General features: G+C 71.7%; 27 protein-coding genes. 14 read left to right on the top strand and 13 right to left on the bottom strand.

The genetic code is table 11. The features are described from left to right. Positions 1-11 precede the first annotated feature (11 nt). Positions 12-2,867 carry a hybrid sensor histidine kinase/response regulator gene (locus ID574_RS34705; RefSeq protein ID WP_188193234.1) on the bottom strand — a complete coding sequence of 952 codons (2,856 nt, stop codon included), beginning with the start codon at positions 2,865-2,867 and terminating at the stop codon, positions 12-14. Between the two features lie 166 nt (positions 2,868-3,033). Here ID574_RS34705 and ID574_RS34700 point away from each other — a divergent pair, with 166 nt between their 5' ends. The 7 genes from ID574_RS34700 to ID574_RS60380 all read left to right on the top strand — a co-directional run bounded on the left by ID574_RS34700 (position 3,034) and on the right by ID574_RS60380 (position 9,201). Next, positions 3,034-3,720, top strand: a complete 687-nt coding sequence (locus ID574_RS34700; protein ID WP_188193233.1) for a response regulator — start codon at positions 3,034-3,036, stop codon at positions 3,718-3,720. Continuing rightward, positions 3,717-4,544 (top strand): glutamate ABC transporter substrate-binding protein, encoded by an 828-nt coding sequence (locus ID574_RS34695; RefSeq protein ID WP_223167365.1) that lies wholly within the window; start codon positions 3,717-3,719, stop codon positions 4,542-4,544. The genes ID574_RS34700 and ID574_RS34695 overlap by 4 nt, the downstream gene beginning before the upstream one ends. A gap of 106 nt (positions 4,545-4,650) precedes the next feature. Next, positions 4,651-5,394: an amino acid ABC transporter ATP-binding protein gene (locus ID574_RS34690; RefSeq protein ID WP_188193232.1), complete on the top strand. Its 744-nt coding sequence runs from the start codon at positions 4,651-4,653 to the stop codon at positions 5,392-5,394. A 12-nt stretch (positions 5,395-5,406) separates the two neighbouring features. Next, positions 5,407-6,228 carry a glutamate ABC transporter substrate-binding protein gene (locus ID574_RS34685; RefSeq protein WP_188193231.1) on the top strand — a complete coding sequence of 274 codons (822 nt, stop codon included), beginning with the start codon at positions 5,407-5,409 and terminating at the stop codon, positions 6,226-6,228. Between the two features lie 3 nt (positions 6,229-6,231). Beyond that, positions 6,232-6,900 (top strand): amino acid ABC transporter permease, encoded by a 669-nt coding sequence (locus ID574_RS34680; RefSeq protein WP_188193230.1) that lies wholly within the window; start codon positions 6,232-6,234, stop codon positions 6,898-6,900. After that, positions 6,897-7,700 carry an amino acid ABC transporter permease gene (locus tag ID574_RS34675; protein WP_188193229.1) on the top strand — a complete coding sequence of 268 codons (804 nt, stop codon included), beginning with the start codon at positions 6,897-6,899 and terminating at the stop codon, positions 7,698-7,700. The genes ID574_RS34680 and ID574_RS34675 overlap by 4 nt, the downstream gene beginning before the upstream one ends. Before the next feature lie 4 nt (positions 7,701-7,704). Beyond that, positions 7,705-9,201, top strand: coding sequence for an amidase (locus ID574_RS60380; RefSeq protein WP_223167364.1), 1,497 nt, complete (start codon positions 7,705-7,707; stop codon positions 9,199-9,201). Positions 9,202-9,244: 43 nt separating this feature from the next. On the opposite strand, the gene ID574_RS34665 is transcribed toward ID574_RS60380, so the two are convergent. Genes ID574_RS34665 through ID574_RS34635 form a run of 7 tightly spaced genes read right to left on the bottom strand, consistent with a single transcriptional unit; the run spans position 9,245 to position 12,415 of the window. Continuing rightward, positions 9,245-9,577, bottom strand: coding sequence for a hypothetical protein (locus tag ID574_RS34665; protein ID WP_188193228.1), 333 nt, complete (start codon positions 9,575-9,577; stop codon positions 9,245-9,247). After that, positions 9,574-10,101, bottom strand: coding sequence for a hypothetical protein (locus tag ID574_RS34660; RefSeq protein ID WP_188193227.1), 528 nt, complete (start codon positions 10,099-10,101; stop codon positions 9,574-9,576). Before ID574_RS34660 ends, ID574_RS34665 begins: the two co-directional genes overlap by 4 nt. Next, the gene (locus tag ID574_RS34655; RefSeq protein ID WP_188193226.1) at positions 10,101-10,619 is read right to left on the bottom strand and encodes a DUF5666 domain-containing protein; all 519 of its coding nucleotides are present in this window, start codon (positions 10,617-10,619) and stop codon (positions 10,101-10,103) included. The genes ID574_RS34660 and ID574_RS34655 overlap by 1 nt, the downstream gene beginning before the upstream one ends. A 20-nt stretch (positions 10,620-10,639) precedes the next feature. After that, entirely contained in the window at positions 10,640-11,182 is a 543-nt protein-coding gene (locus tag ID574_RS34650; RefSeq protein ID WP_188193225.1) for a hypothetical protein, read from the bottom strand. Between the two features lie 18 nt (positions 11,183-11,200). Continuing rightward, positions 11,201-11,359: a hypothetical protein gene (locus ID574_RS34645; RefSeq protein ID WP_188193224.1), complete on the bottom strand. Its 159-nt coding sequence runs from the start codon at positions 11,357-11,359 to the stop codon at positions 11,201-11,203. Positions 11,360-11,370: 11 nt separating this feature from the next. After that, complete coding sequence (locus ID574_RS34640; RefSeq protein ID WP_188193223.1) at positions 11,371-11,889, bottom strand: hypothetical protein; 519 nt, start codon at positions 11,887-11,889, stop codon at positions 11,371-11,373. A 10-nt stretch (positions 11,890-11,899) separates the two neighbouring features. After that, positions 11,900-12,415 (bottom strand): MauE/DoxX family redox-associated membrane protein, encoded by a 516-nt coding sequence (locus ID574_RS34635; protein ID WP_188193222.1) that lies wholly within the window; start codon positions 12,413-12,415, stop codon positions 11,900-11,902. 119 nt (positions 12,416-12,534) lie between these two features. On the opposite strand from ID574_RS34635, the gene ID574_RS34630 reads away from it, so the two are divergent. After that, entirely contained in the window at positions 12,535-12,960 is a 426-nt protein-coding gene (locus ID574_RS34630; RefSeq protein ID WP_188193221.1) for a hypothetical protein, read from the top strand. Between the two features lie 90 nt (positions 12,961-13,050). On the opposite strand, the gene ID574_RS34625 is transcribed toward ID574_RS34630, so the two are convergent. Then, a complete protein-coding gene (locus tag ID574_RS34625; protein ID WP_223167363.1) occupies positions 13,051-15,207 on the bottom strand; it encodes a glycogen debranching N-terminal domain-containing protein in 2,157 nt (718 codons plus the stop codon). 121 nt (positions 15,208-15,328) lie between these two features. On the opposite strand from ID574_RS34625, the gene ID574_RS34620 reads away from it, so the two are divergent. Genes ID574_RS34620 through ID574_RS34605 form a run of 4 tightly spaced genes read left to right on the top strand, consistent with a single transcriptional unit; the run spans position 15,329 to position 19,658 of the window. After that, positions 15,329-16,504, top strand: coding sequence for a LacI family DNA-binding transcriptional regulator (locus ID574_RS34620; RefSeq protein ID WP_188193219.1), 1,176 nt, complete (start codon positions 15,329-15,331; stop codon positions 16,502-16,504). Between the two features lie 33 nt (positions 16,505-16,537). Beyond that, positions 16,538-17,791, top strand: coding sequence for a sugar ABC transporter substrate-binding protein (locus tag ID574_RS34615; protein WP_188193218.1), 1,254 nt, complete (start codon positions 16,538-16,540; stop codon positions 17,789-17,791). After that, positions 17,788-18,819, top strand: coding sequence for a carbohydrate ABC transporter permease (locus tag ID574_RS34610; RefSeq protein ID WP_188193217.1), 1,032 nt, complete (start codon positions 17,788-17,790; stop codon positions 18,817-18,819). Before ID574_RS34615 ends, ID574_RS34610 begins: the two co-directional genes overlap by 4 nt. After that, entirely contained in the window at positions 18,816-19,658 is an 843-nt protein-coding gene (locus ID574_RS34605; RefSeq protein WP_188193216.1) for a carbohydrate ABC transporter permease, read from the top strand. The genes ID574_RS34610 and ID574_RS34605 overlap by 4 nt, the downstream gene beginning before the upstream one ends. A gap of 4 nt (positions 19,659-19,662) precedes the next feature. Here ID574_RS34605 and ID574_RS62985 read toward each other — a convergent pair whose 3' ends face one another. From ID574_RS62985 to ID574_RS34590, 4 genes are all read right to left on the bottom strand, one after another. Then, positions 19,663-19,773, bottom strand: coding sequence for an MFS transporter small subunit (locus tag ID574_RS62985; protein ID WP_442939353.1), 111 nt, complete (start codon positions 19,771-19,773; stop codon positions 19,663-19,665). Continuing rightward, entirely contained in the window at positions 19,770-21,131 is a 1,362-nt protein-coding gene (locus ID574_RS34600; protein WP_223167362.1) for an L-lactate MFS transporter, read from the bottom strand. Before ID574_RS34600 ends, ID574_RS62985 begins: the two co-directional genes overlap by 4 nt. Positions 21,132-21,219: 88 nt before the next feature. Continuing rightward, the gene (locus ID574_RS34595; protein ID WP_188193214.1) at positions 21,220-23,307 is read right to left on the bottom strand and encodes a beta-galactosidase; all 2,088 of its coding nucleotides are present in this window, start codon (positions 23,305-23,307) and stop codon (positions 21,220-21,222) included. Positions 23,308-23,425: 118 nt separating this feature from the next. Then, entirely contained in the window at positions 23,426-24,412 is a 987-nt protein-coding gene (locus tag ID574_RS34590) for a LacI family DNA-binding transcriptional regulator (protein WP_188193213.1), read from the bottom strand. Between the two features lie 422 nt (positions 24,413-24,834). Between ID574_RS34590 and ID574_RS34585 the strand changes: the two genes are divergently transcribed. Both ID574_RS34585 and ID574_RS34580 read left to right on the top strand, forming a co-directional pair. After that, positions 24,835-25,743, top strand: a complete 909-nt coding sequence (locus ID574_RS34585; protein WP_188193212.1) for a carbohydrate ABC transporter permease — start codon at positions 24,835-24,837, stop codon at positions 25,741-25,743. After that, a complete protein-coding gene (locus ID574_RS34580; protein WP_223167361.1) occupies positions 25,740-26,660 on the top strand; it encodes a carbohydrate ABC transporter permease in 921 nt (306 codons plus the stop codon). The genes ID574_RS34585 and ID574_RS34580 overlap by 4 nt, the downstream gene beginning before the upstream one ends. Positions 26,661-26,672: the final 12 nt, after the last annotated feature.

The following is a 26,672-nucleotide window of genomic DNA, read 5'->3' as shown; positions in this document are numbered from 1 at the left end:
GTCAGCCGTTATCAGTTGTTCATCCATGCCGGGGTGACCTTGAGCAACTCGTCCAGTTCCTCGACGAGTTCCTGATCCACGGCCCCCGCACGCGCCAGATCCTCGATGTCCCGGCACAGCTCGGCCTCACGGCCCGCGCCCACAGTGGCGCAGCTGCCCTTGAGCCGGTGCGCGAGAGCGGCCACCTCCGGCAGGTCCCCCTCCCGCGCCGCCCGGCGCAGGTCCTCGAACGTCCGCCGGGCGGTCGCCAGGTACGCCTGCGCGACGTCCGCGACAGCCTCCGGCGACAGGCCCGCCAGCTCGGGCGGGAGGTCGGCGTACGCCGCCCACTCGGGGATCCGGGCGAGCACCCGCGGCCAGTCCACCGGCTTGGCCAGGTGGTCGTCCATGCCCGCCGACAGGCACCTGATCCGGTCGTCCGGCATCGCGGCGGCCGTCATGGCGATGATCGGGGTGTGCGTCTCCTCGCGGCTCCTGATCTCGGCGGTCGCGGCCAGGCCGTCGAGCACGGGCAGCTGGCAGTCCATGAACACCAGGTCGTAGCAGCCGTCCAGCACGGCGCGCACGGCCTGCTCGCCGTCGTCGACGGTGTCGACCTCGTGCCCGGCCTGCCGCAGGACGAGCATCGCCACCTGGCGGCTGACCTCGTCGTCCTCGGCGACCAGGATCCGTGCTCCCCCGGACGCGCCCGCGGCGTCCGCCGCGCCCTCGCGCGGCTCCCCAGGGCTCTCGCCGGTGCCGAGCGCGTTCTCGACGGCCGCGAGCAGGCGCCGGCGGCTCAGCGGCCGGGTGATCGACTGCACGGCGCGGTCGCCGGCGGCGCCCGGCCAGGCGAAGCGCGCCCGCCCGGGCGTGACGACCACGACGACGCTGGTGGCCTGGAGCAGCGGATCGCTGAGTATCGCGTGCGCCAGCGACACGGCCTGGCCGTCGTGGGCGGGCTCCTCCGGGCCGAGCTGCTCGGAGCCGAGGTCGAGGGCGACGACCGCCAGCTCGTACGGGTCGCCGCCCGCCGCGGCGTCGCGCAGCCGGGCCAGCGCGGACCGGGCGTCCCTGGTCTCCTCCACGGCGAGCCCCGCGTCGGACAGGAACCGCCCGGCCAGCGCCAGGTCCTCGGGACGCGGGTCGGCGACGAGCGCGCGCCGCCCCTCCAGTGCCCCGGCCCCCGGCTCGGACCACGTCAGGACGTCGACCGGCAGCCGGACCCAGAACCGGCTGCCCACCCCCTCGACGCTGTCGAGCCCGATGTCCCCGCCCATGAGCTCGGTGAGCTGCCTGGCGATGGCCAGGCCCAGGCCGCTGCCGCCGGTCCGGCGCGTGATCGGCGAGTCGACCTGCCGGAAGACGCCGAAGACCCGCTCCCGGTCGTCGGGGCCGACGCCGATGCCGGTGTCGGAGACGGCGAACCTGAGCGTCACCCGCGAGTCGCCCGCCGCCCCCTCGTCGAGGGCGACGTGCAGGTCGACGCCGCCCTGGACGGTGAACTTCAGCGCGTTGCCGACCAGGTTCGTGAGGATCTGCCGCAGCCGCGCCGGATCGCCCGACACCTGCCGGGGCACGTGCTCGTCGAGCCGCAGCGTGAGCCAGAGGCCCTGCGCGTAGGCGAGCGGCGCGAGCGGCGCCACCACCTCGTCGCAGAGCCGGGGCAGGTCGAACGGGGTGTCCTCGACCTGCAGGTGGCCCGCCTCGATCCTGGACAGGTCGAGGAAGTCGTCGAGCAGGCGCAGCACGTTCTGGGCCGACTCCTGGGCGGTGGTGGCGTAGTGGCGCTGCTCGTCGTCCAGCCGGGTGCCCATGAGCAGGGAGTTCATGCCGAGCACGCCGGCGATCGGGGTGCGGATCTCGTGGCTGATCTTGGCCAGGAACTCGGACTTGGCGCTGGAGGCGTTGACGGCCTCGTCCCTGGCGGCGGCCAGCTCGTCGGCGTAGGTGGCCAGGGTGGCCTGCGCCCGGCGGCGGCCGCGCGTGGTGTGGATCTGTATGCCCAGGCCGGCGAGGATGAGCACGGCGAGCAGGGCGGCGATGGTCAGCACGTTGCCGCGGAGTTTCTCGGCGGAGGCGAGGGCCTCGGCGGCGGAGACCTCGGCGGTGACCGTCCAGCCGATGCCGCGGATGGGCTCCGACGCCGACACGACGTTGCCGTCGATGCCGCGGAAGGAGCCGCTCCAGGTGCGGCCGGCGAGCGCCGCGTCCACGCGCGGGTCCTCGCGCAGCGAGGTGAGGGCGTACAGCTTCCTGCTGGGGTCGGCGACGAGCACGCCGGCCTGGTCGGTGATCAGTAGCTGGATGTCCTGGGCGTCGGCGGCCTCCTGGGCGAACTTCTGGATGGCGTCCAGGCTGTAGACGACGGTGAGGATGCCGAGCATGCGCGTGCCGTCGGCGCTCGGGATCGGCGCGGCCACGGCGACGGCCCTGGAGACGTCCTGCATCGTGGGGGTGTAGGCCTGGGAGACGTGGGTCTGCCGCCCGTCGCGGACCGCGTCGAACCAGTCGGTGTTGCGGATGTCCGGGGGCAGCGCGCTGCGTGGCTCGGCGACGAGCATGTCGCCTTCCGGCGAGACCAGCATGACCCCGCTGATGCCGTCGCGCATCCGCTTCAGCTCACCGAGGTGGTCGCGCAGGGCCTCGGGCGTGGGGTGCGCGACCGAGTCGCGCACGCGCGGCGCGAACGCGGTGACGAGCTGCTTGAGCGAGTCCATCTGCTGCTGCACCACGACCTGGCTCACCGACGCGGTGGTCTTGACCCGGTCGACGACCTCGTCCTGCATCGCCCCCTCGGCCAGGGAGATGCTGGAGGAGGTCAGCAGCGCCAGAGGCAGCAGCCCGAGCAGAACCCACAGGGCCGTCACCGCGAGCAGCCATCTCACCGGCGTCCGTCTCCCTGTCGCTCAGACCCGTCACCCGGGTACAGACTAGGAGGCATCACGCGCGGACGGGAGGTTCCCGGTGAGCAGAATGCGCTAAAGTCGATCTTATTTGACATAAGCCACCTAAGCTGCATGAACCTCTGTCAAATGAAGCGAGGAGGGCGCGGTGCCTGAGTCCAGGGACATCACCGTTCTCATCGTGGACGACGACCCGGTCGTGACGGCCGCCCTGCACGCACAGGTGAACCGGGTGCTCGGGTTCAGAGTGGTGGGGATCGCGCACAGCGGGCACGCGGCGCTGGCGGCCGCCAGGAAGTTCGCGCCCCGGCTCATCCTGCTCGACCTGCATCTGCCGGATCTTCCCGGTCTGGAGGTGGCGACCCGGCTGCGCCGGCCCGACCAGCCGCCGGCCGACATCATCGTGATCTCCGGGCGCAAGGAATCGGCGACGCTCCACGCGGCCATCCAGCGCGGCGCCGTCAACTACCTGGTCAAGCCGACCCGCGCAGGGACGCTGGAGCAGGCGCTGCTGCGGTACGCGACCACGGCGCGGGAGCTGGAGTCGGGCGGCCGCTTCGCCGAGCAGAAGGAGATCGACCGGATCTTCGGTCTGCTCCACCTCGGCCAGGGCGCCAGGCCGAAGAACATCTCCGCGGCGACCGAGCAGAAGGTGCTCGACGCGCTGTCGGCGTCCGAGGAGGACATGTCGGCGCACGAGCTGGCCCCGGTGATCGGCGTCAGCCGCGCCACCGCCCGCCGCTACCTGGAGCATCTGGCCGAACGGGGCCTGATCGAGGCCCATCTCCAGTACGGGAGGACCGGCCGCCCGCAGCACCGGTACCGGGCGCGGTGAACAGGCTGAGGGTCCTGCTCGCCGCGCTGCTGTGCCTGGTGAGCGCGGGCTGCGGCGAGTCCGAGCCGTTCCCCGAGGGCTCGACCATGGACCGCATCAGGGACCGTGGGGTGCTGGTCGTGGGCATCAAGTTCGACCAGCCGTTGTTCGGCTACAAGGACCGCGGCGGGCGGATCACGGGGTTCGACGCCGAGATCGCGCGGCTGGTGGCGAGAGACCTGACCGGCAGCGAGCGCAACATCCGCTTCGTGGAGACCGTCTCACGCGAGCGGGAGAACTTCATCGCCCAGCAGGTCGTGGACCTCGTCATCGCGACGTACTCGATCACCCCGGCGCGCGCCCAGCAGGTGACGTTCACGGACCCCTACTACTACGCCGGGCAGGACCTGCTGGTCAGGGCCGCCGACACCCGCATCACCGGCGTGAGGGACCTCGGCGGCAAGACCGTGTGCACGGCCAAGGGGTCCACCTCCGTCGACCGGCTGAGCAAAGAGGTGGCCGGCGTCGACCTGGAGGTCGTGGACGCCTACAGCGTGTGCGTGCCGGCGCTGCTGCGCGGGCGGGTGGACGCGATCAGCACCGACGACACCATCCTGCTCGGCCTGCAGGCCCAGCATCCGGAGGCGAAGGCGTTGCGGCTGGTCGGCGAGCCGTTCGGGCGGGAGCCGTACGGAATGGGGATCCGCAAGGGGGACACGGTCTTCCGTGACTACCTCAACGGGTTGATCGCGCGCTGGCTGCGTGACGGCGAGTGGGACCGCGCCTACCGGGACACCATTGGCTTGAACGGGAACGACGTCCGAGCCGCCCAAGCCCGCCCATAGCTGATCAAACCTCTCGATTTCTGAGCAGAAAGCACACAAGTCCTTTCACGGATCATGCACCTCCTTACGGTTACGCCAACGCTGACCGAGACGAGGAGCGTGACGCATGACCCAGGCGGACCTGATCGTCCTGGACCAGGTCAACAAGCGCTACGGCGATCACCATGTGCTGAGGGACGTGAACCTGAGGGTCCGGCGGGGCGAGGTCGTCGTGATCATCGGCCCCTCCGGGGCGGGCAAGTCGACCCTGTGCCGCGCGATCAACCGGCTGGAGACCATCGACTCCGGCACGATCAGCGTGGACGGCACGCCGCTGCCCGCCGAGGGCCGGGCACTGGCCCGGCTGCGGGCCGAGGTCGGCATGGTCTTCCAGTCCTTCAACCTCTTCGCGCACAAGACCGTCCTGGACAACGTCGTCCTGGGGCAGGTCCACGTGCTGAAGCGGCCGAAGGGCGCCGCCGTGGCCAAGGCCCGCGAGCTGCTGGACCGGGTCGGCATCGGCGCGCAGGCGGAAAAGTACCCCGCCCAGCTGTCCGGCGGGCAGCAGCAGCGGGTGGCGATCGCCCGCGCGCTGGCCATGGAGCCGAAGGTGATCCTGTTCGACGAGCCCACCTCGGCGCTCGACCCGGAGATGGTCAACGAGGTGCTCGAGGTGATGACCGGGCTCGCCCGGGACGGCATGACGATGGTCGTCGTCACCCATGAGATGGGCTTCGCCCGGCGGGCCGCCGACCGGGTGGTCTTCATGGCCGACGGCGAGATCGTCGAACAGGACAGCCCTGACGGCTTCTTCGGCGCGCCGAGCACCGAGCGCGCCCAGTCCTTCCTCGCCAAGATCCTCACTCACTGAAGGAGCGCTGCCATGAAATCCCGTTATGCGTTGTTCGCCGTTCTGGTCCTGGCCACCGCGTGCGGCGGCGGGCAGGAGACGTACGCCTCCATCGTGGACAAGGCCAAGAACGACAAGAAGCTGGTCATCGGGGTGAAGGCGGACCAGCCGGGGCTCGGGCTGCGCACGCCCGACGGCGCGTTCGCCGGCTTCGACATCGAGGTCGCCCGGTACGTGGCCAAGGAGCTGGGCGTCGAGCCGGCGAACATCACGTTCAAGGAGACCGTGTCGGCCAACCGGGAGGCGTTCCTGGAGCAGGGCCAGGTGGACATGGTCGTGGCGACGTACTCGATCACCGACGCGCGCAAGCAGAAGGTGTCGTTCGCCGGGCCGTACTTCGTGGCCGGGCAGGACCTCCTCGTCCGGGCGGACGAGAGCGCGCTGACCGGGCCCGAGGCGCTCAACGGCAAGAAGCTGTGCTCCGTCGCCGGCTCGACCCCGGCGCAGAAGGTCAAGTCGGAGTACGCCAAGGAGGTGCAGTTGCAGGAGGAGCGGACGTACTCGGCGTGCGTGGACCGGGTGCTCGGCGGCCAGCTCGACGCCCTCACCACCGACAACGTCATCCTGGCCGGCTACGCCGCGCAGCACGCGGGCAAGCTGAAAGTGGTCGGCAAGCCGTTCAGCACCGAGAAGTACGGCATCGGGCTGAGGAAGGACGACACGGCGGGCCGCAAGGCGGTCAACGACGCGCTGCAGAAGATGTTCTCCGACGGCAGCTGGACCAAGGCGCTGCAGGCCAGCGTCGGCGCCTCCGGCTTCGCCCTGCCGCAGGCCCCGCAGCTGGAGCGGTACTGATCCATGGAGGCGTTGCTCTTCGAACGCGACACCGTCCTGGCCGCGTTCTGGATGACGGTGCGGCTGACGGCGGTCAGCGCGCTCGGCTCCCTCGTCCTGGGGACGCTGCTGACCGCCATGCGGGTCGCCCCGCTGGCCTCCCTGCGCGGGGCCGCGGGCGTCTACGTGTCGGTGGCCCGCAACACTCCGCTCACGCTCGTGCTGCTGTTCACCGGCCTCGGCGTCGGCGCCAACCTGGGCGTGGAGCTGTCGGACGACATCGCGACCAACAACTTCTGGCTGGCCGTCATCGGCCTGACCGCCTACACCTCGGCCTTCGTCTGCGAGGCGCTGCGCTCGGGGCTCAACACGGTGCCGGTCGGCCAGGCGGAGGCGGCGCGGTCGCTGGGGCTGGGGTTCGTCAAGACGCTGCGGCTGATCACGTTGCCGCAGGCGTTCCGCGCGGTCGTGGCGCCGCTGGGCAGCATCCTCATCGCGCTCACCAAGAACACCACGATCGCGCTGGTGGTGGGCGTGAGCGAGGCGTCCGTGCGGATGCGGGAGATGATCGAGACGTACGGCGACCAGGTCATCGAGATCTTCCTGGGCTTCGCCGCCGGATTCGTGCTGCTGTGCCTGCCGATGGGGCTGGTCTTCGGCTGGCTGTCACGGCGGATGGCGGTGGCGCGATGAGCTACGCGAACCTGTACGAGGCGCCGGGGCCGCGCGGTGTGCGCCGCAACCGGGTGCTGGCGGCGGCCGTCGCACTCGTGCTGCTGGCCCTGGCGTACGTGGTGTACGTGCGCTTCGACGAGAAGGAGCAGTGGGCGGCGGAGAAGTGGACGCCGCTGCTGCGGGGCGACGTGTGGGCCACGTTCATCCTGCCCGGCCTCGCGGGAACGCTGGGCGCGGCGGTGGCGGGGGTGGTGCTCGCCGGGCTGTTCGGGCTGGTGTTCGCCACCGCCCGCATGTCGGACCACCGGTGGATCCGGGTACCCGCGGCCATGGTCGTGGAGTTCTTCAGGTCCGTGCCGCTGCTGCTGCTGATCTTCTTCGCCTTCTTCGGCGCGTACGTGCTCACGGGGTTCCACGTCTCGGCGTTCGCCGCGGTCGTCTTCGGGCTCACGCTCTACAACGGCTCCGTGATCGCGGAGATCGTCCGGGCCGGGGTGCGGAGCCTGCCCAAGGGGCAGCGTGAGGCGGCGTACGCGATGGGCATGCGCAAGAACCAGGTGATGCGGCTGGTACTGCTGCCGCAGGCGCTGCGGGCGATGCTGCCCGCGCTGGTCAGCCAGTTCATCGTCTTGCTGAAGGACTCGGCGCTCGGCCTCATCGTCGGCTACGACGAGCTGGTGGACCGGGGGCTGAACGGCATCGCGGCCAACTTCTCCAACGTCATCCCGGCGGCGATCCTCATCGCGGCCATCTTCATCCTCATCAACCTGGCCCTGGACCGGCTGGCCCACCGGCTGGGCGCGGCGCGTGGACAATGATCCCATGACGCGCTCCCCCGGTCCCTTCACCGGCCGTACCCTCGCCGGCCTCGCCGCCGACCTCCGCCAGGGGCGGACCACGTCGGCCGAGCTCACCCGGCTGGCCCTCGACGCGATCGCCGCGCTCAACCCCCGGCTGAACGCGTTCGTCACCGTGGACGCCGAGGGGGCGCTCGACGCGGCGCAGCGGGCCGGAGAGGAGCTGGCCGGCGGGACGGACCGGGGGCCGTTGCACGGTGTGCCGGTCGCGGTGAAAGACCTGATCATGGTCGCCGGGCTGCCGGTGACCATGGGCTCGCGGCATTTCGCCGGGCACGTCCCCTCCGCTGACGCGGAGTGCGTGGCGCGGCTCCGCCGGGCCGGGGCCGTCATCGTGGGGACGACCACGACGCACGAGTTCGCCTACGGCCCCACGGGCGACCGCTCCGCCACCGGCCCCGCCCGCAACCCGTGGGATCCTTCGCGCATGTCGGGCGGGTCCAGCGGCGGGAGCGCGGCGGCCGTGGCGGCGGGCCTGGTCCCGCTCGCGCTCGGCACCGACACCGGCGGCTCCGTCCGCATCCCGGCCGCTTTGTGCGGGGTGGCGGGCTTCAAGCCCGCGTACGGCGCGATCCCGGCGGACGGCGTGTTCCCGCTGTCGCGCACGTTCGACCACGTCGGCGTCCTGGCGGCCGGCCCGGCGGACTGCCTCACCGCCTACCACTGCCTGACCGGCCCAAGCGGACGAGACGCCCCGGCGCGGCCTGCTCGGCCCGGCGGCCGTACAGGCGACGCCGCATGGGCGGTCCCCCCGGGCGGCACCGCCCCCACCGAGCCGGTCGGCCACGGTGGCGCCGGGCCCGCCTGGCCGCGTGAGCCGGGCCGGGCCGATGAGGAGCACCGGCCTCACCCCCACGGTCCCGGCGACTCCGGGCGGGTCCGGGTGGCCTGGCTCGATCCCGGTGGCCTCTTCCCCTGCGACCCGAGGGTCGTACGGGCGGTGCGGGCGGTGGCGGGGGCGCTGGAGGAGGTGCGGCTGCCCGCGGGCGCAGGCGAGGCGCTGCGGGAGACGTACACGACGATCCAGAGTTGTGAGGCGGCGGCCGTGCACGCCGGCCGCCTCGAGGAGGCCCCCGAGCTGTTCGACCCCGAGGTGCTGGACCGGTTGCGGGCCGCCGCCGAGACGCCCGGCTGGCGCTACGTTCGCGCCGTGGAGGCCCGCGCGGAGCTGGCCGAGGCCGTGGGAGTGGTGTCCGACGGCCATGACGTGCTGGCGCTGCCGACCGTGCCGATCGTCGCCCCGCCACTCGGTCAGCGGGAGACGGAGATCGACGGGAAACCCGCCGCCGTGCGTGCCGCGCTGCTGGCGCTGACCAGCCCATGGAACGTCCTCGCCCTGCCCGCCCTGACCGTGCCGGCGGGAACGGTGGACGGCCTGCCCGTCGGCCTGCAGCTGGTCTGCCGCCCCGGCTGCGAGCCCTTGCTGTTCGAGGTCGCCCGCACGCTGAGGGTCCCGGGATAGATCATGGTGCGGCGGCCCGGGGCCCGCCGCACCGTGACGTCGCTCAGGTGCAGGGCCGGTGGTTCACCCGGCAGATGCACGCGGTGCCGTTCTTGTAGTAGTCGCAGCAGTCGAACCGGTACAGCGTGCTCCCCAAGTAGGCGCACGTCGTCCAGCACTGCTTGCCGCCGCAGGCGTAGCGCCTGGAGCAGCCGCTGCCGCAGCAACTCGTGGCCGAGCAGCAGCTGCAGCCGGGATTGCCGTAGCAGCCGTCCGGCGCCGCCTCGGCTCGTCCGGGGAACCACGCGTGGGTGGCCGCCCCGACGAGGGTCGCGCCCGCGACGGCGAGGAACCTGTTCCGCGTCAGCCGCGTCTTCTTCACGTGCTCGACGATCATGCTGTCATCCCCTCTGGTACGTCCACGCGCTGTTCCCACAGCACTTCGAGGTCCGCCGCGCTGTCGGCGTCGCCGCCGAGCGCGTAGGCGATCATGAAGCCGTCCCGCTGCAGGACGGCGGCGGGCCACATCGGCATGGGCAGGTCGGCGTCGACGGCCTTGGCCTGTTCGCCGTCGACGGCCTTGACGTGCGGCGGGAGCATCGCGAGCAGCTCGGGGGCGGAGTCGCCGGTGACGATCGCCACCAGCGGGCGATCCGCGAATCCGTCGAGATCGGCCGCGAGGCCGTGACAGGTGCCGCAGGTGCCGGACATGAACAGCACCAGCGTGTCCCGCGTCGCGTCGGGGATCAGCCGGACCACGCTGTCCGGCAGCTTCCTGCCGATGATCAGCTGGGCGCTGGGGTCCATGCCGCGCCCGGTGAGGCGCAGGCGAAGCTCCGCGATGCCCCGCAGGCAGGCCAGGAAGGCCACGGTGAGGACGACGCACGCCACCACCAGCACGACGGCGAGGACGCGTTCCATCAGGCGGCCTGCCTGATCCGCCGCATGAAGTGAACGGTCAGGGTGCCGTCCACGCGGTTGTCGAAGCACTCCAGGACGACGGTGTCCCCGGCTTTCAGCGGCTGGGCCAGCGGCTTGGCGGACGGCTCGCCCGCCGTGCCCTCGTAGTGCAGCGTCCGCGGGTCGAGCAGGCAGACCTGGCCGTTCACCGTGATGCGGTCGGGGGTGACCTCCGTCACCGTCCCGTGGACGTTGCGGTGCAGGGTCACCGCGACGGGCGCACCGGGGGTGGATTCGTCGATCACGACGAGGTCGCCGGGCCTGAGCGTCCAACCGTAGGGCAGTTCCTCCGCCTTGGCGGCGACGGGCGCGGCGGCCGTGAGGCCGGCCGGTCCGCCGTAGCGGCGCACGGTCACGTTCTGGCCCGAACCGCCGACCAGGACGCCAAGGGGGGCGTCGGACGGGGGCAGCGGCGCGTTGCCCGCCTTGTCCCGCAGGACTCCGGCGAACAACCCGCGTCTGGTGGTTTCCTCCCTCATTGCTGCTTCCTCTCTGTTGATTACAACAACGGCGCGAGAACGGGGTACAGGGCGCCGAGCGCGGCGAGCGCCAGCGGGTCGGCCATCGTGCGGGCTCGCGTGATGCCGCCGGCGATGTAGACGTCCGCCGAGGTGAGCAGCACGGACAGGCCCACCCGGGTCAGCGCGAAGACGGCGTGACCGGCCGCTCCCACGACGGGGTCGGCGGCGACGAAGGCGGCCAGCGGGACCACGTACCAGAGCCAGAAACCGATGCGCGTGGTGAAACCGAGGCCGAGCGCGAAGCCGTTGTACGCGGCGGTGCGCCAGTCGTCGTACCCGAGCCAGCGGGGATCGGTCTCGCGGTCCAGCTGCCACGGGACCGGCCTGAGCGCCGCTCCCACGATGACGGCCGACACCGCCGCCGCCGCGAGCAGAGCACGCGTCGAGGGCTCCACGGCCGCGCCGAGAAGGCCGGCGAAGGCCCCGGTGAGCGCCGCCCCCGCCAGGGCCGACAGCATCAGGACGGCGCCGGCCACCATGGAGGAACCGAAGCACCCGGACACGCGGGCGCGCGTGATCATGATGATCACGTTGGGGCCTCAAGGGAGGGTCTGCTGCGCGATCCCCACGATGAGCGCGGCCATGACGAGCAGCGCCCAGGGTTGCAAGCCCGCGAGATGGCCGGCGAGCACACCGAGCGCGGCGACAGGCACCGCCAGCGCCGGCCGGATCCGGGGGCTGGTCAGGACGCCGCCCATCGGTGTCTCCTTCACCTGCCGGCCGGGGCCGCGCCGTAGGCGGAACGATGAAGGTGCTCCAGGTCGTCGGCGTACCGCAAGACGCCCTTGGCCACCACCAGGCCGCCGGAGACCGCCACGCCGAAGGGACCGGAGTGTACTTTGTACCGCTCTCGCACGGCGCCGGCCTCGTCCCCCGTGAGCACGCGCGCGTCCTGCGGCAGGATCCGCCGGAAACCGGCCGACGACCCGGCCATGGTGCCGTCGCTGACCACGCAGGCGAACCCGCCCGGGTCGGCCGACCGCGCCACCTCCGTCGCCACCTCGTGGCAGGGCTCGCAGTCGCCGAAGAAGAACAGGACCACGTCGTCCGGCCTCATGCCGGGGAACTGCGGGGCGAGCGCGCCCACGGCGAGCCCGTCGGCCGGCGCGGCTCCGCTCACCGCCACGCGGTCCTGGAGAATCGACAGTTCACGGCGTACGACCAGAAGTCCGAGAGTGAGAAGAAGTAACCAGACGGAGGACACGACTAATAACGCGGTGTAGCCCATGACACCTCATTCATCCGTCGAGCCGGACGCTGAAAGGCTTGAGCACGGCCATTGTGGAAATGAGCAGATATCCGCAGGTGACCACCGTGCCGATGAGCAGTCCTGAAATGCGCTGATCGATGGTGGGTGCCACGGGCGCCGCGGCGACGAACGCCGCGACGCCGATCAGGACGAGGTTCCTCGCCACGGTCGCCCAGGAGGTCGTCTCCCCCGTGCCGAAGCAGGCGCACTCCACGCTCTGCCCGGCCAGGAGCGACCGTACGACCACCGCGGTGAAGGCCACGAGGAGCACAAGGGCGCAGGTCGCGGCCGGGAGCAGGACCGGGCTCACCGCCACGGCGAGGCCGGCCGCGACCTCCAGGACGCCGAGGAGCCGGCCCAGGCCGGGCCGTACGCGTCCGACGACGCCGAAGCGCACCAGCGCGAGCGCGAGCCCGAACGGCCGTCTGATTTTGGGAACACCGCTGGCGACGAAAAGAGCGGCGAGAAGGCCGCAGCCCGCACCCGCTAAATCGGCGAGGTCCATGGACGTGATCGTAAATCGCGGCGATACTTTGATCAATGAGGAGATCCACAATTTTTTCGTTCTCGGCGTTACTCCTCCTATCAGCGGGCCAAACGGCGTGTTCGGCGGGTCAGGCGGAGGTGGAACAGACGCCGAGCATCGTGGGCTGGACGGCTCCGGCCTCACCGCCCGCGACCCCGCCCGGCGGCGTGCCGTGCATCGACGCCGACAAGGCCGGCGACAAAGGCGCCTCGGCGGGCGGCGTGCGGGCCGGCCCGTTCGGCGCCGCCATGCGCGAACAACACGGCGGTGTGGCCAAACTGTGGGTCGCGCGGGATTCCGGCAAGGAGCGGGCGGACGCGCTGATCCGGGTCGAGCACGTCGAATCGCGCACCGTCGCCTATTACGTCCGCGATGCGGCGGCGACCTCCACCGTGCTCAACGACGACGGCACCCCTTCGGGGGACACCATCTACCCCGGCTCGATCCTGCTGCCGGCCGACGGGCACGTCCGCATCACCGTCACCATCGGCCGCGCCTCGGGATGCTTCGCCCACACCCTGTAGGGCATCGTCCGATGTCGCACGGCCACGCCCAGCCCTCGACTGCCGAGCCGATGATCGGGTGATGAGCCCCCTGCCACCGGCTGCCACCGGTCACACGTGGCTCGGCGTGCCGAGACGTTCGAGGCGCAGGCCGGTGGGGAGGCCCGTGACGGTGGCCGTTGCGTCATGGGCGACGCTCACCTCCACCTCATGGCCGGCCACCCGGAGCCCGCTGACCGTCAGGGCTCCCAGCGCGGCGCCGGCCAGCGGACGTAGGACGGCGCGGCCCGACGGCACATCCGGGTACAGCCCGAGCGCCGCGTGGGCGATGGTGAGCGCCGCGGCGGCCGACCAGGCCTGGGGGTGGCAGGCGGCCGGGTACGCGACGGGGCGGCCCACCAGGTCGCGGGCGTCGCCCCCGTACAGTTCGGGCAGCCGATAGCCGAAGGACTCGGCTGCGGCGAGCAGCCCCTCGGCCAGCGCCGCGGCCTGCGCGTCGAAGCCCTCGCGGGCCAGGGCGGCGATCACGATGGCCGTGTCGTGCGGCCAGATCGACCCGCAGTGATACGACAGCGGGCCGAAGCCGCGGTCCGCCGAGGACATGGTGCGCAGCCCGAAGCCCTCCGCCATGCCGGGCCCCGCCAGCAGGTCCGCGACCTGGGCCGACTCCTCCCTGGACAGCAGCCCGGTGCCGAGGAGGTGGCCGATGTTGCTGGTGAGGGAGTCCACCGGTCGCTTGTCCCGGTCCAGGGCGAGGGCGGGGAACCGGCCGTGGGCGCCCTCCACCCAGAAGGCCGCGCGGAAGCGGCCTGCCAGGGCGTCGGCGTATTCGCGCCACCTGGCGGCGCCGGGGCGGCCGAAGGCGTCCAGGAGGGCGGCCCCGTCGAGGGCGGCACGGCAGGCGTAGCCCTGCACCTCGGCCAGCGCGATGGGGGGCTCGGCCTGGCCGCCGTCGTGGAAGCGCACCGAGTCGCCGGAGTCCTTCCAGCCCTGGTTCGCCAGGCCGTGACCGCTGGTGTCGACGTACTCGATGAAGCCGTCGCGATCGGGGTCGGCATGGTCGGCGAGCCAGCCCAGCGCGGCCTCCAGGTGCGGCAGCAGCGCCTCGACCTCTGCCGGCGGCATGCCCCAGCGCCAGGCGTCGTGGAGGAGGCTGATCCACAGCGGCGTGGCGTCGATGGTGCCGTAGTAGGCGGCGGGCAGCCGCCGGTCGTCCTCCCCTAACGGGAACTCCTCCCGCCGGAGCTCGTGCATGATCTTGCCGGGGGCCTCGCCCGTCAGCGGGTCGAGCCGCTCCCCCTGGCGGCGGGCCAGCACGCGCAGGGTGCCCGCGGCGAGCCGGGTGCCGAGCGGGAGCAGCATCCGGGCCGCCCAGATGCTGTCCCTGCCGAACAACGTCAGGAACCAGGGCACGCCCGCGCCGAGGAAGGTGTCGCCGGGCGCGCCCGGCTCGGCCAGGCGCAGGGAGCACAGGTCCGCCAGCGCCTGGTCGAGCAGCCGGACGATGCGCCGGTCGTCCGCGGCGACCCGCGGCACGCTCCACTCGGGCGGCCCGGCGGCGGGCACGACGACGGCGGCGGGGTCGTGGACGGACAGGCTCCAGCTCAGGGTGGTGCGACCGCGCGGCGGCAGCGTGATCTCCCAGCTCAGCAGGGCCGCGGGGGACGATGCCTTAGCCTTCGCGCCCCGGCCCGTGACGGTGACGACGACGGTGCCGCGGGTGCCCTCCGAGCGCCACGTCAGCCGCCCGTCGCCGGACACAGAGGAGACGGCGGGGGCGGCGGAGGCGGACCCGGCGGAGAAGGGTGCGGAGGCGGACCCGGCGGGGAAGGGTGCGGCGCCGGACCAGGCGGAGAGGGCCGCGGCGCCCGACTTGACCGTCTCGATGGCGGCGAAGTCGCAGGCCAGCTCAACGGTGACGGTGGCCGTGACGGGCTCGGCGGCCGTGGAGATGATCTCCACGTGCTCCTCCATCCCGTACGGCGTGAGCTCACGCACCCGGTCCAGCCGCACCGTGGGATCGGCCGTGCGGTCGCCGAGCCAGCGGGCCAGCGACACGAACCTGGCCCGCCCGGTCCCGGCCGCCGCGTGCCCGACGGCCTCCGGCTCCCTCCCGTCCACCAGGAGCCGGGCCAGCGACAACACCCGGCGGTCGGCCCGGAAGAGCCCTTGCACGCCGGTCTGGCGGATCTGTCCGTCGGATCCGCTGAGTGCGCTGGCGGGCGCCAGGACCGTACTGACAAGATCGTGCAGCAGCGGCTGGAGCACGACGACTCCCCCTCTTGACAGAAGCGTGTCAGCGGTGCAGATTTCGTTACATTCGGCCATTTTGAACGATCAAATCATGCCTCACAGCACTTTGAACGTTCAACCCCCCGAAAGGCGCGCCATGGCGGAAAAGGTGACGATCATGGACGTGGCGCGGGCGGCGGGCGTGTCCCGGCAGACGGTGTCGAACACGCTCAACAGCCCGCAGGTCGTCCGCGAGGAGACCCGCCGCCACGTCCTGGAGGTCATCCAGCGGCTGGGTTACCGCGCCAACCAGGCCGCCCGCCAGATGCGCACCGGCCGCTCCCGCCTGATCGCCATCCGCATCGACCCCGGCGGCGACGGCATCAGCGGCTCGGTGCTCGACACGTTCCTGCACGGCCTGACCGAGTCGGCGGCCCGGGCCGGCTACCGGATCCTGCTCTACACCGCCGCCGACGACCGCTCCGAGATCGCCACCTTCGAGGACCTGCTCGGCTCGTACGAGCCGGACGCGTTCGTGCTGACGGCCACCCACCACGACGACCTCCGCACCTCGTGGCTGCTGGAGCGGCGGCTGCCGTTCGTGGCCTTCGGCCGGCCGTGGAGCGACCTGCCGGGCGCCCGCCATTCGTGGGTGGACGTGGACGGCGCCGCGGGCACCGCGGCCGCCACCCGCCACCTGCTGGCCGCCGGGCACCGGCGCATCGGCTTCCTCGGCTGGCCGCCCGGCTCCGGCGTGGGCGACGACCGGCGGGCAGGCTGGGCGCGCACGCTCGCGGAGCACGGCCTGCCCGCCGACGGCCTGAGCCGGGCGGTCGAGGACGGCGTCGAGTCCGGGGCGCGGGCGGCCCGCGACCTGCTGGCGGCCGGCGGCGAGGTGACGGCGCTGGTGTGCGCGAGCGACTCCCTCGCGCTCGGCGCCCTGAACGTCGCCGACGCGCTCGCCTCCGAGACGGGACACCTCACCGGCCGGCCGGCCCCAGGGACGCCACTCCCCACGACGGCGTCCGAGACGACGCCGCAGACCGGACCCGAGACCACGCCCCAGACCGGGCCCGAGACCACGCCCCAGACCGGGCCCGAGACGGCGTCCGGCATGCCGGGCGCCGTCTCCCCTGGCCGGCGGCCGGTCGCGGTGATCGGCTTCGACGACACGCCGGTGGCCAGGGCGGTCGGCCTGACCAGCGTGCGCCAGCCGCTCGGCGAGGCCGCGGCCGCCTGCGTCGCCCTCCTCACCCGCGCCCTGGGAAGCGCCGGCCCGCCGGTCGAGCACGTCCTGCTGGAGCCCTCCCTGACCCTCAGGCGGTCGGCGTGACCCCCTGACCCCCACGCGAGAACAGGAGTCCCGATGATGCCAAGAACCCGCCGGACCGCGGCGCTCTGCAGCGTCGCCTGCGCCTGCCTGCTCCTGACCGCCGCCTGCGGCCGCGGCTTCGACGACGCCCCCGGTCAGACCGCCCAGCAGACCTCGGGACCCGCCGGCCTGGACATCCTCATCGGCTCCTCGGGCGAGGCCGAGACCGCCGCCGTCAAGCAGGCCGCCCAGGCCTGGGCCGCCGCGGCCGGCGCCACGGCCACCGTGACGCCTGCCCAGGACCTGCAGCAGCAGCTCGGCCAGGCCTTCGCCGGCGACGACCCGCCGGACGTTTTCTATGTGGACGCCGTCCGCTTCGCCGACTACGCCAGCGTCGGCGCGCTCGAGCCGTACGCCGGCAAGATCAGCCGACCGGACGACTTCTACCCCACCCTGCGGGCCGCGTTCACCTACAACGGGACCTTCTACTGCGCCCCCAAAGACTTCTCCACGCTCGCCCTGATCGTCAACCAGGACCTGTGGTCCAAGGCCGGGCTGACCGCCGCCGACGTGCCCACCACGTGGGAGCAGCTCACCTCGGTGGGCGAGAAGCTGCAGGCCGCGGGGATCACCCCGCTGGCGCTCGGTGACACGCGCGACCGCATCGGCGCGTTCATGGTCCAGGCCGGCGGCTGGCTCACCAGCCCGGACGGCAAGCGGGCCACCGCCGACAGCCCGCAGAACCTCCAGGCCCTCGAGTACGTGCGCACGCTGCTGGCCGACCGGCTGGCCCGCTACCCCAGCCAGCTCGACGCGGGCTGGGGCGGCGAGGCCTTCGGCAAGGGCAAGGCCGCGATGACCATCGAGGGCAACTGGATCAAGGGGGCGCTCAAGGCGGACTTCCCGGACGTGAAGTACACCGTCCACGAGCTGCCCGCCGGGCCTGAGGGCAAGGGCACCCTGTCGTTCACGACGTGCTGGGGCATCTCGGCCAAGAGCCCGTACAAGCAGCAGGCCATCTCGTTCGTCGAGGCGATGACCAAGGCCGACCAGCAGATGGCCTTCGCCAGGGCGTTCGGCGTCATGCCCTCGCGGCAGTCGGCCAAGAGCGCGTACACCGCCGAGTTCCCCGCCGACGCGCCGTTCGTCGACGGCGCCGCCTACGCGCAGGGGCCGGTCAACGCGCCCAAGATGGACAGCGTCCTGGCCGACTTCGACACCGGGCTGCAGCAGCTGACCTCCGTCGCACCCAAGACGCTGCTGCAGCGGGTGCAGAAGAACACCCAGGCCGCGCTCGGCACGTCATGAGGCCGCGCCGGCCCGGCGCCGCGCGGGAGAACCTCGCGGGCTGGCTCTTCGTGGCCCCGGTCGTGATCGTCCTGGGCCTGTTCATGCTGGCGCCGATCCTCATGGCGATGTGGGTGAGCCTGACCGACTGGAACGGGCAGGGCAGCCCGTTCCGCTCCGGCGTCCCGTTCGTGGGCCTGGACAACTACAGCCGCCTGTTCACCGAGGAGGGGCTGGCCCGGCAGGACTTCATGACGAGCGTGCGCAACAACGTCTACTACGTGGCCATCGTGGTGCCGGCCCAGACCGTGCTGGCGCTCGGCCTGGCGCTGATCGTCAACGCCCGGCTGCTGAGGGGCAAGACGTTCTTCCGCGCGGCCTTCTTCTTCCCGTCGGTGACCAGCTCGGTCGCGATCAGCGTCGTCTTCCTGTTCGTGTTCGCCAACTCCGGGGCGGTCAACGGGCTGCTGGCGCTGCTGGGCGTGGACGGGCCGCAGTGGTTCGCCGACTCGCGGGGCGTGCTCCACCTGCTGCTGGGTGCGGCCGGGCTGGTCGATCCCGCGGCGCCGCCGCAGGCGCTGACGACCGGCGGGCCGTTCGGGCTGTCGTGGTGGGAGTGGCTGTCCGGCCCGAGCATGGCCATGACGACGATCATCATGCTCGTCGTGTGGACCACGTCCGGGACGTTCATGCTCATGTTCCTGGCCGCCCTGCAGGACATCCCCGTGTCGCTGGAGGAGGCCGCCATGCTGGACGGGGCCGGGCGGTGGGGCGTGTTCCGGCACGTGACGCTGCCGCTGCTGAGGCCCACGCTGTTCCTGGTGGTGACGCTGGGGCTGATCGCGACCTGGCAGGTGTTCGACCAGATCTACGTGATGAGCCAGGGCAATCCCGCCAAGACCACGCTCACGCCGGCGTACCTGTCGTACGAGACCGCGTTCGGCGGCTTCGAGTACGGGACCGGGACCGCGATCTCGTTCGTGCTGTTCGCCATCATCGTGGCGCTGACGCTGGTCCAGCGGTGGGTCCTGAGAGAGAGGCGATCATGAACCGCGGGCCGCGCACGCTGGCCTCCACCTTCGCCGGCTACTTCGTCCTGGTCTTCTTCGCGCTCGTCTTCCTCTATCCGTTCGTCATCCAGATCGCGACGTCCTTCAAGACCGAGCCGGACGCCGCGGCCCACCCCCTGTCCCCCGTCCCGGACCCGGTGTCCCTGGCCGGCTACGAGCGGGTGTTCGCCGGCACCGATCTGCCGCTGTGGCTGGGCAACTCGGTGCTGGTGACGCTGGCGGTCACCGCCGGGCGGGTGCTGCTGGACTCCATGGCCGGGTACGCGCTGGCCCGGCTGCGCTTCGGCGGGCGGCGGGCGCTGTTCTCGGCGATCGTGGCGATCATGGCGGTGCCGGGCGTGGTGTTGTTCATCCCGAAGTTCCTGGTGCTGAACCAGCTCGGCATGTACGACAGCTACACCGCGCTCATCCTGCCCGTGATCGCGGACGCCGCCGGCGTCTTCATCATGAAGCAGTTCTTCGAGTCGATCCCGCCCACCGTGGAGGAGGCCGCCCGGGTGGACGGGGCCGGGGTGTTCCGCACGTTCTGGTCGGTGGTGCTGCCGATGGCCCGGCCCGCGCTGATCACGCTCACCATCATCTCGTTCCAGGGCTCCTGGAACGAGTTCCCGCACACCCTGGTCGCGGTGCAGAGCCCCGAGCTGTTCACGCTGCCGCGCGGGCTGGCCGACCTGGTGAGCGGGTCTCTGGGCAAGGGCACGCAGTACCCGCTCAAGCTGGGCGCGGCGCTGCTGGCCACGATCCCGGTGGCGGTGGTGTTCGTGGTGTTCCAGCGCTTCTTCGTGCGGGGCGCCAACGAGGGCGTCGAGAAGGGCTGAGCGGTCAGCCGGCGAACAGCTGGGTGAGCTTCATGAGCAGGCCGTACACGCCGTACGCGAACGGCAGCCCCACCCACGCCCACGCCAGCGCCATCAGGCCGGTGCGCGATCTCATACCGTCTGCTCCTTCTCCGTCACCAGGCCCGTCGCGGACCGCTCGTGGTACCTGTCGTGCACCGGGCGGACCAGCTCGTTGGCGAGGAAGCCCACCGCGAGCAGCCCGATCATGATGTACAACGACGTGGTGTAGAGGGCGGGCCCGCTGTTGCCCGCCGCCTTCTGCGCGTCGGCGATCGCGTTGACGATGAGCGGGCCCAGCACGCCCGCCGTCGACCAGGCCGTGAGCAGGCGGCCATGGATGGCGCCGACCTGGTAGGTGCCGAAGAGGTCCTTCAGGTACGCCGGGATGGTCGCGAAGCCGCCGCCGTAGAAGGACAGGATGCCGAGCGCGCACACGATGAACAGCGGCTTCGACGCGGCGCCGGCCAGCGCGATCGCCAGGTACAGCAGCGCCCCGACGCCGAGGTAGACGCGGTACATGTTCTTGCGCCCGATCAGGTCGGAGGTGGACGACCAGACGATCCGGCCCGCCATGTTGGCCAGCGACAGCAGGGCCACGAAGCCGGCCGCCGCCCCGGCGGCGACCGCCGTCGGCGTGCCCGCGAAGAAGTCGATGATCATGGGCGCGGCCTTCTCCAGGATGCCGATGCCCGCGGTGACGTTGCAGCACAGCACCACCCAGAGACAGTAGAACTGGGGGGTGCGGATGGCGTTGCGGGCCGAGACGTCGGCCGTGGTGATCAGCGCCCGGCTCGCGACCGCGGGCGGCGTCCAGCCCTTGGGCCTCCAGCCGTCCGGCGGCACCCGTACGAGCAGCACGCCCATCGACATGAAGACGGCGTAGACCACGCCGTGCACGAGGAACGTCGTGGCGATGCCGCCGGTGGTGGCGCCGAAGGAGTCGAGCATCTGCGCCGACCAGGGCGAGGCGATGAGGGCTCCCCCGCCGAACCCCATGATCGCGATCCCGGTGGCCATGCCCGGCCGGTCGGGGAACCATTTGATCAGCGTGGAGACGGGTGAGATGTAGCCGATGCCGAGCCCGATCCCGCCCACGACCCCGTAGCCGAGGACGACCAGCCAGTACTGTCGCGTGGCCACGCCCAACGCGGACAGCAGGAAGCCGGACGAGAAACAGGACATCGACACGAACATCGCCCACCGCGGCCCGTTGCGCTCGACGAGCGTGCCGCCGAAGGCCGCCGACAGGCCGAGCATGACGATGCCGAGCTGGAAGGGCAGCGCGCTCTGCGTGCCGGAGAGCTGGAGCGCGGACTCGAGTGGGGGCTTGAACACGCTCCACGCGTACGCCTGCCCGATGGCCAGGTGCACGGAGAGCGCCGCGGGCGGCACGAGCCAGCGGCTCCAGGTGGGATCGGCGACGGTACGGGAGCGACTGAGGAAACCTGCCACGCCCCACGGGTACCACATACGGTATGCAGTATTTCGGACTGGTCCGATCTTTACGACGAGCGGTCAGATCTTGTCGACGAACGGCCCGTCAGCCGGTGGCCCGGAGGACGGCGACGCCCAGCGGCGGAAGGGTGACCGTCCCGACGGGCTCGTCGAGCCCGGCGAGGCCGTCCGCCCACTCGCCCGTCAGGGCGACGTCGTGCTTGTCGCCGGTGTGGTTCAGCAGGATGAGGAAGCGGCGGCCGTCCCCGGCGCGGACGCTCGCCTGCACCCCGGACGGCAGTCCCTCGACCACGGGCTTCACCCCCGCTTCGGCGGCCGCCCGGCCGAGGATCGCCCGCATGGTGGCCTCGTCGAGGCGGGCCGAGAGGTAGCGGGCCGTCCCCGCGCCGTACTCGTGCCTGGTCGCCACCGGGCGGCCGGCCCAGCCCGGGGCGTCGAAGACGAGCTCGGGCCGGGCGCCGGTGAGCCGCAGGTCCTCCCGCCACAGGCCGGCGACCCCCTCGTGGTCCGCGAGCGCCTCGCAGCCCCGGACGGGGAACGTCTCGTGCTCGGCCGCCGGGCAGAACTCCTCCACCCGCACCCCGAGGACCTCGCGGAGCGGGGCGGGGTATCCGCCCAGGTGCACCCGGTCGTGCTCGTCGACGATCCCGCTGAAGAAGGAGACGACCAGCGCGCCGCCGCCCTGGACGTAGGCCGAGAGGCGCGCCGCGTCCCGGCTCGGCAGGAGGTACAGGTTCGGCACGACGACGAGGGCGTAGCCGGTCAGGTCGGCGGAGGGCGGCACCACGTCCACGCCCACGCCGAGGTCGAACAGGGGCGTGTAGTGCTCGAGCAGGCGCTCCTGCTGGCGCACGCCGTCAGAGGGGTGGGAGTCGAGCTCCAGCGCCCACCAGCTGTTCCAGTCGAGCAGGATCGCCACGTCGTTGCGGACGCGGGTGCCGAGCAGGCCGGGCACCGACGCCAGCTCCTGGCCGAGCGCCGCGATCTCGCGGTAGACCCTGCTGTCGGCCCCCGCGTGCGGCACCATGCCCGAGTGGAACTTCTCGGCACCGCCCCGTGACTGCCGCCACTGGAAGAACAGGACCGCGTCGGCGCCGTGCGCGACCGCCTGCCAGCTCCACAGCCGCATCTGGCCCGGCTGCTTGATCGCGTTCCTGGCGCGCCAGTTCACCGCGCTCGGCGCCTGCTCCATGAGGATCCACGGAGCGCCGCCCCCGGCGCCGCGCATCGTGTCGTACACCAGGCCGGGAGCCAGATGCGGGCGCTCGTCGAGGGGGTCGGGATAGGAGTCGACCGCCACGACGTCGAGCCTCGGCGCCCAGTCGAAGACGTCCACGGACTTCAGGCCGCCCAGGAAGTTCGTGGTGATCGGCACCTCCGGGGTGATCCGCCGCAGGATGCCCGCCTCCAGCTCGAAGCACTCGCGCAGCGCCTCGCTGCTGAAGCGCATGTAGTCGAGCTGCTGGGCCGGATTGGGGTACGTCGGGGCCGCGCGGGGCGGCTGGACGTGGTCGAACGACGCGAACCGCTGCGACCAGAAGTCCGTCGACCAGGCGTCGTTCAGCGCCTCGACGTCGTCGCCGTACCGCTCCCGCAGCCAGCGGCGGAAGCCGGCCGCCGACTCCGCGCAGTAGCAGGCGGCGATGTGGCAGCCGTACTCGTTGCCGACGTGCCACAGCCCGAGCGCCGGGTGACCGCGGTAGTGCGTGGCCAGCCGCTCGGCCAGCAGCCCGGCGCGCTCCCGGTAGACCGGGCTGGAGGGGCAGAAGTGCTGCCGGCCGCCCGGGCCGAGCACGGTCCCGTCGGCGGTGACGGGCAGGATCTCGGGATGCTCGTGGACGAGCCACGGCGGCGGCGAGGCCGTCATGGTGGCGAGGTCGGCGGTGATGCCGTGCGCGTGCAGGTCGTCCAGGACCCGGTCGAAGAAGGAGAAGTCGTACGCCCCGCGCGCGGGCTCCACCCGGGCCCAGGCGAACACGCCGACGGTGACGAGGTTGACCCGGGCCTCGGCCATGAGGCGGAGGTCCTCCGCCCTGGTCTCGGCCGGCCACTGCTCGGGGTTGTAGTCGCCGCCGAAGGCCACGCCGCCGAGCCGGCGCCAGAACCGCTCGCCCGGGGGGAGGGCGCCGGCGATGCCGGAGTCCGGCGTGACTTCGTCAGGTGCGGCGTTCATGTGTCGGCGCGGCGGCCTCGACGGGGGAGGCCGCCGCTCCTCCCTTCTGCGGTGCGGGCGTGGTGGAGTGGAGCGGGTCGGATCGGCGGACGGCGCCGCTGGTGAGGGGGCCGGCGGCTCAGCCCGAGGGCGGCGCGCCGGTGCTCTCTCTCACGATCAGCTCAGGGGCGACGTACGTGGTGGCCGACGGGGCGGCGCCGGTCTCGATCTGGCCGATCATGAGGGACACGATGCGCTCGGCCACCACGTCGAAGTCCTGGCGGACGGTGGTGAGCGGCGGGGAGAGGTAGGCCGACTCGTCGAGGTCGTCGAAGCCGGCGATGCTGACGTCCTCGGGGATCCGGCGTCCCGCCTGGATCATCGCGCGCATCACCCCGAGGGCCATCTGGTCGTTGGCGGCGAAGACGGCCGTCACGCCGGGGCGCTGGGCCAGGACGCGGCCGGCGGCGTATCCGCTCGCCGCGCTCCAGTCGCCGAACAGCACCTGGGGCACCGGGGCGCCCGCCTCCTTGAGCGTCGCGTGCCACGCCTCGGCCCGGCGGCGCGCGGCATAGGAGTCTTCGGGGCCGGCGACGTGCCAGACCGTCTCGTGGCCGAGGTCGAGCAGGTGACGGGTGACGAGCCGGGCGCCGAGGGACTGGTCGGTGTCGACCATGGGGTGGCGGTGGCTGGCGTCTCCGTCGGCCATCACGACCGGCACGCCCGGCGGCAGGCGGAGCGCGGGCGTGTCGAGGATCTGCGCCTCGACGATCACGATGCCGTCCACCGCCTGCATGGTGAGCTGGTCGAACGCCTCGTGCACGGCCCGCTCGGTCTGGGACTCGACGGCGATCATGTTGACGGTGTAGCCCGCCCGCTGCGCCGTCTTCGTGACGGCGTCGACGGTGCGGGCGTTGCCGAAGCTGCCGAGTCCGAAGCTGATCAGGCCCAGGGTGCGGAACTGGCCGGTGACCAGGGCGCGCGCGGCGGTGTTGGGTCGGTAGCCGAGGACCCGCATGGCGGACAGGACGCGCTGGCGGGTCTCCTCCTCCACGTTGCTGCGGTTGTTGGCCACCCGGGAGACCGTCTGGCTGGAGACGCCGGCCATCGCGGCGACGTCGGCCATGGACGGCCGTCTGCGCGCGCGCCGGCCCGCCGCCGTTCCCTGGGTCGCCCCGTCCACTGTCACCTCTGATCGTCCGATGGTCTGCCGTCGGTGCAAACTCTCGCACGATGTTTACGTAAACACACCCTTCCCGTCAACGGACACGTCACCAGCGGGAATGAGACACGACAGACAGTAATAAAACGGACATTCAGGTTAACCGTGGGTTACCTATTGACAGGATTTCCCGGACAGGACAAGACTACGAGACACCTTCATCATGTTTACGTAAACACGCGATCAAAGGCGATCGAGCCGGCCGCCGCATCGAGCAGGACACGGCCGCGCAGGTCGCAGTGCGGTTCATCGGCCGCCGATGCCCCGACAAGGAGAGTTCCAGTGCCAGTCCCCATGGCAGCGCGAACACGGCGCAGGAGCACGGGATGACCGCACCCGCGCGTGCCGGTCTCGCCCGGCCGTTCCTGCGCCTGCGCGTCGCCGGCTACGCCTTCTTCCTGCCGTTCTTCGTGGTCTTCCTGGTCGCGGTGGTCGCGCCGCTGGCGTACGCGATCTATCTCAGCTTCTTCCAGGAGCGCATGATCGGCGGCACGGTCTTCGCCGGCCTGGCCAACTACACCCGCGCCATCGGCGACGCGCTGTTCGGCGCCGGCCTGGCCCGCGTCGCGCTCTTCCTGGTCGTGCAGGTGCCGATCATGCTGCTGCTCGCCCTCGGGTGCGCGCTCGCGATCGACAGCGGCAGGCTGCGCTGGCCGTCGCTGTTCCGCATCACGATCTTCATGCCGTACGCGGTGCCGGCCGTGGTGGCCGCCCTCATGTGGGGCTACATGTACGGCGACCAGTTCGGCCTGGTCGGACAGATCGGCGACGCCCTCGGCGTCACGGCCCCCGACCCTCTGTCGCACTCCTGGATGCTCACCTCCATCGCCAACATGGTGACCTGGGAGTACGTCGGCTACAACATGATCATCCTGTACGCCGCGCTGCGGGCCATCCCGGAAGAGCTCTACGAGGCCGCAGAGATGGACGGCGCGGGCGCCATCCGCATCGCCTGGAGCATCAAGCTGCCCGCCCTGCGCCCCGCGCTGATCGTGGCCACGGTCTTCTCGGTCATCGGCAGCTTCCAGCTCTTCAACGAGCCGAACATCCTCCAGAAGATCGCACCCGCGGTGATCACGACGAGCTACACGCCCAACATGTACGCCTACAACCTGGCCTTCAACGGCCAGCAGATCAACTACTCCGCCGCCGTCGCCGTGGTCCTCGGCCTGGTCACAGTCGTGGTGGCGTACGTCGTGCAGATCATCACGGCGAGAAGGGAGAAGACGCTGTGACGGCCGTCGCCGAGGCGGGCGCCGCCGCACGCCGCCGGCCCGCGCACCGATCCCCCCAGGTCAGGCGCAGGGGCAAGAGCCCCACCCTCACCGTGATCATGCTGGTGATGTTCGCGTACGCGGTCCTGCCGCTGTTCTGGCTCCTGGCCAACGCCAGCAAGACCAGCGGCGACCTGTTCTCGACCTTCGGGCTCTGGTTCGGCGGGGACTTCCACCTGTTCGCCAACATCGGCGAGACCCTGAGCTACAACAACGGCATCTTCGTCCGCTGGTTCGGCAACACCGTGCTCTACTCCGTGGTGGGCGCGGGCGGGGCCGCCCTGCTGGCCACCATCGGCGGCTACGCCCTGGCCAAATACGACTTCCCGGGCCGCAAGCTGCTGTTCGCGGTGGTGCTCGGCGCGATCTCCATCCCCGGCACGGCTCTCGCGGTGCCGACGTACCTGCTGTTCAGCCAGATCGGCATCGTCGACACGCCGTGGGCGGTGCTCATCCCGTCGCTGTGCAGCCCGTTCGGGCTCTATCTCATGCGCGTCTACGCGGCCGACGCCGTGCCCGACTCGATCCTGGAGTCGGCCCGCATCGACGGCGCGGGCGAGTTCCGGATCTTCCGGACCATCGCGCTGCGGCTGCTGGCCCCGGGTTTCGTCACGGTCCTGCTCTTCTCGCTGGTCGCGACGTGGAACAACTATTTCCTGCCGCTGATCGTGCTCAACACGCCCGACTGGTTCCCGCTCACCGTCGGGCTCAACCAGTGGAACGCTCAGGCCAACAGCGGCACCTCCGGCGCCGGTGACGCCACCTACTCGCTCATCCTCACCGGCAGCCTGCTCTCGATCGTGCCGTTGATCATCGCCTTCCTGGTGCTCCAGCGGTTCTGGCAGTCCGGCCTCGCCACCGGAAGCGTCAAGCAGTGACTATGAATAAGG

The sequence above is a fragment of the Nonomuraea sp. SYSU D8015 genome, assembly GCF_008065375.1.
Classification (GTDB): domain Bacteria; phylum Actinomycetota; class Actinomycetes; order Streptosporangiales; family Streptosporangiaceae; genus Nonomuraea.
The sequence above is the reverse complement of the archived record's forward strand: the minus strand, read 5'-3'. Positions and strand labels throughout refer to the sequence as shown.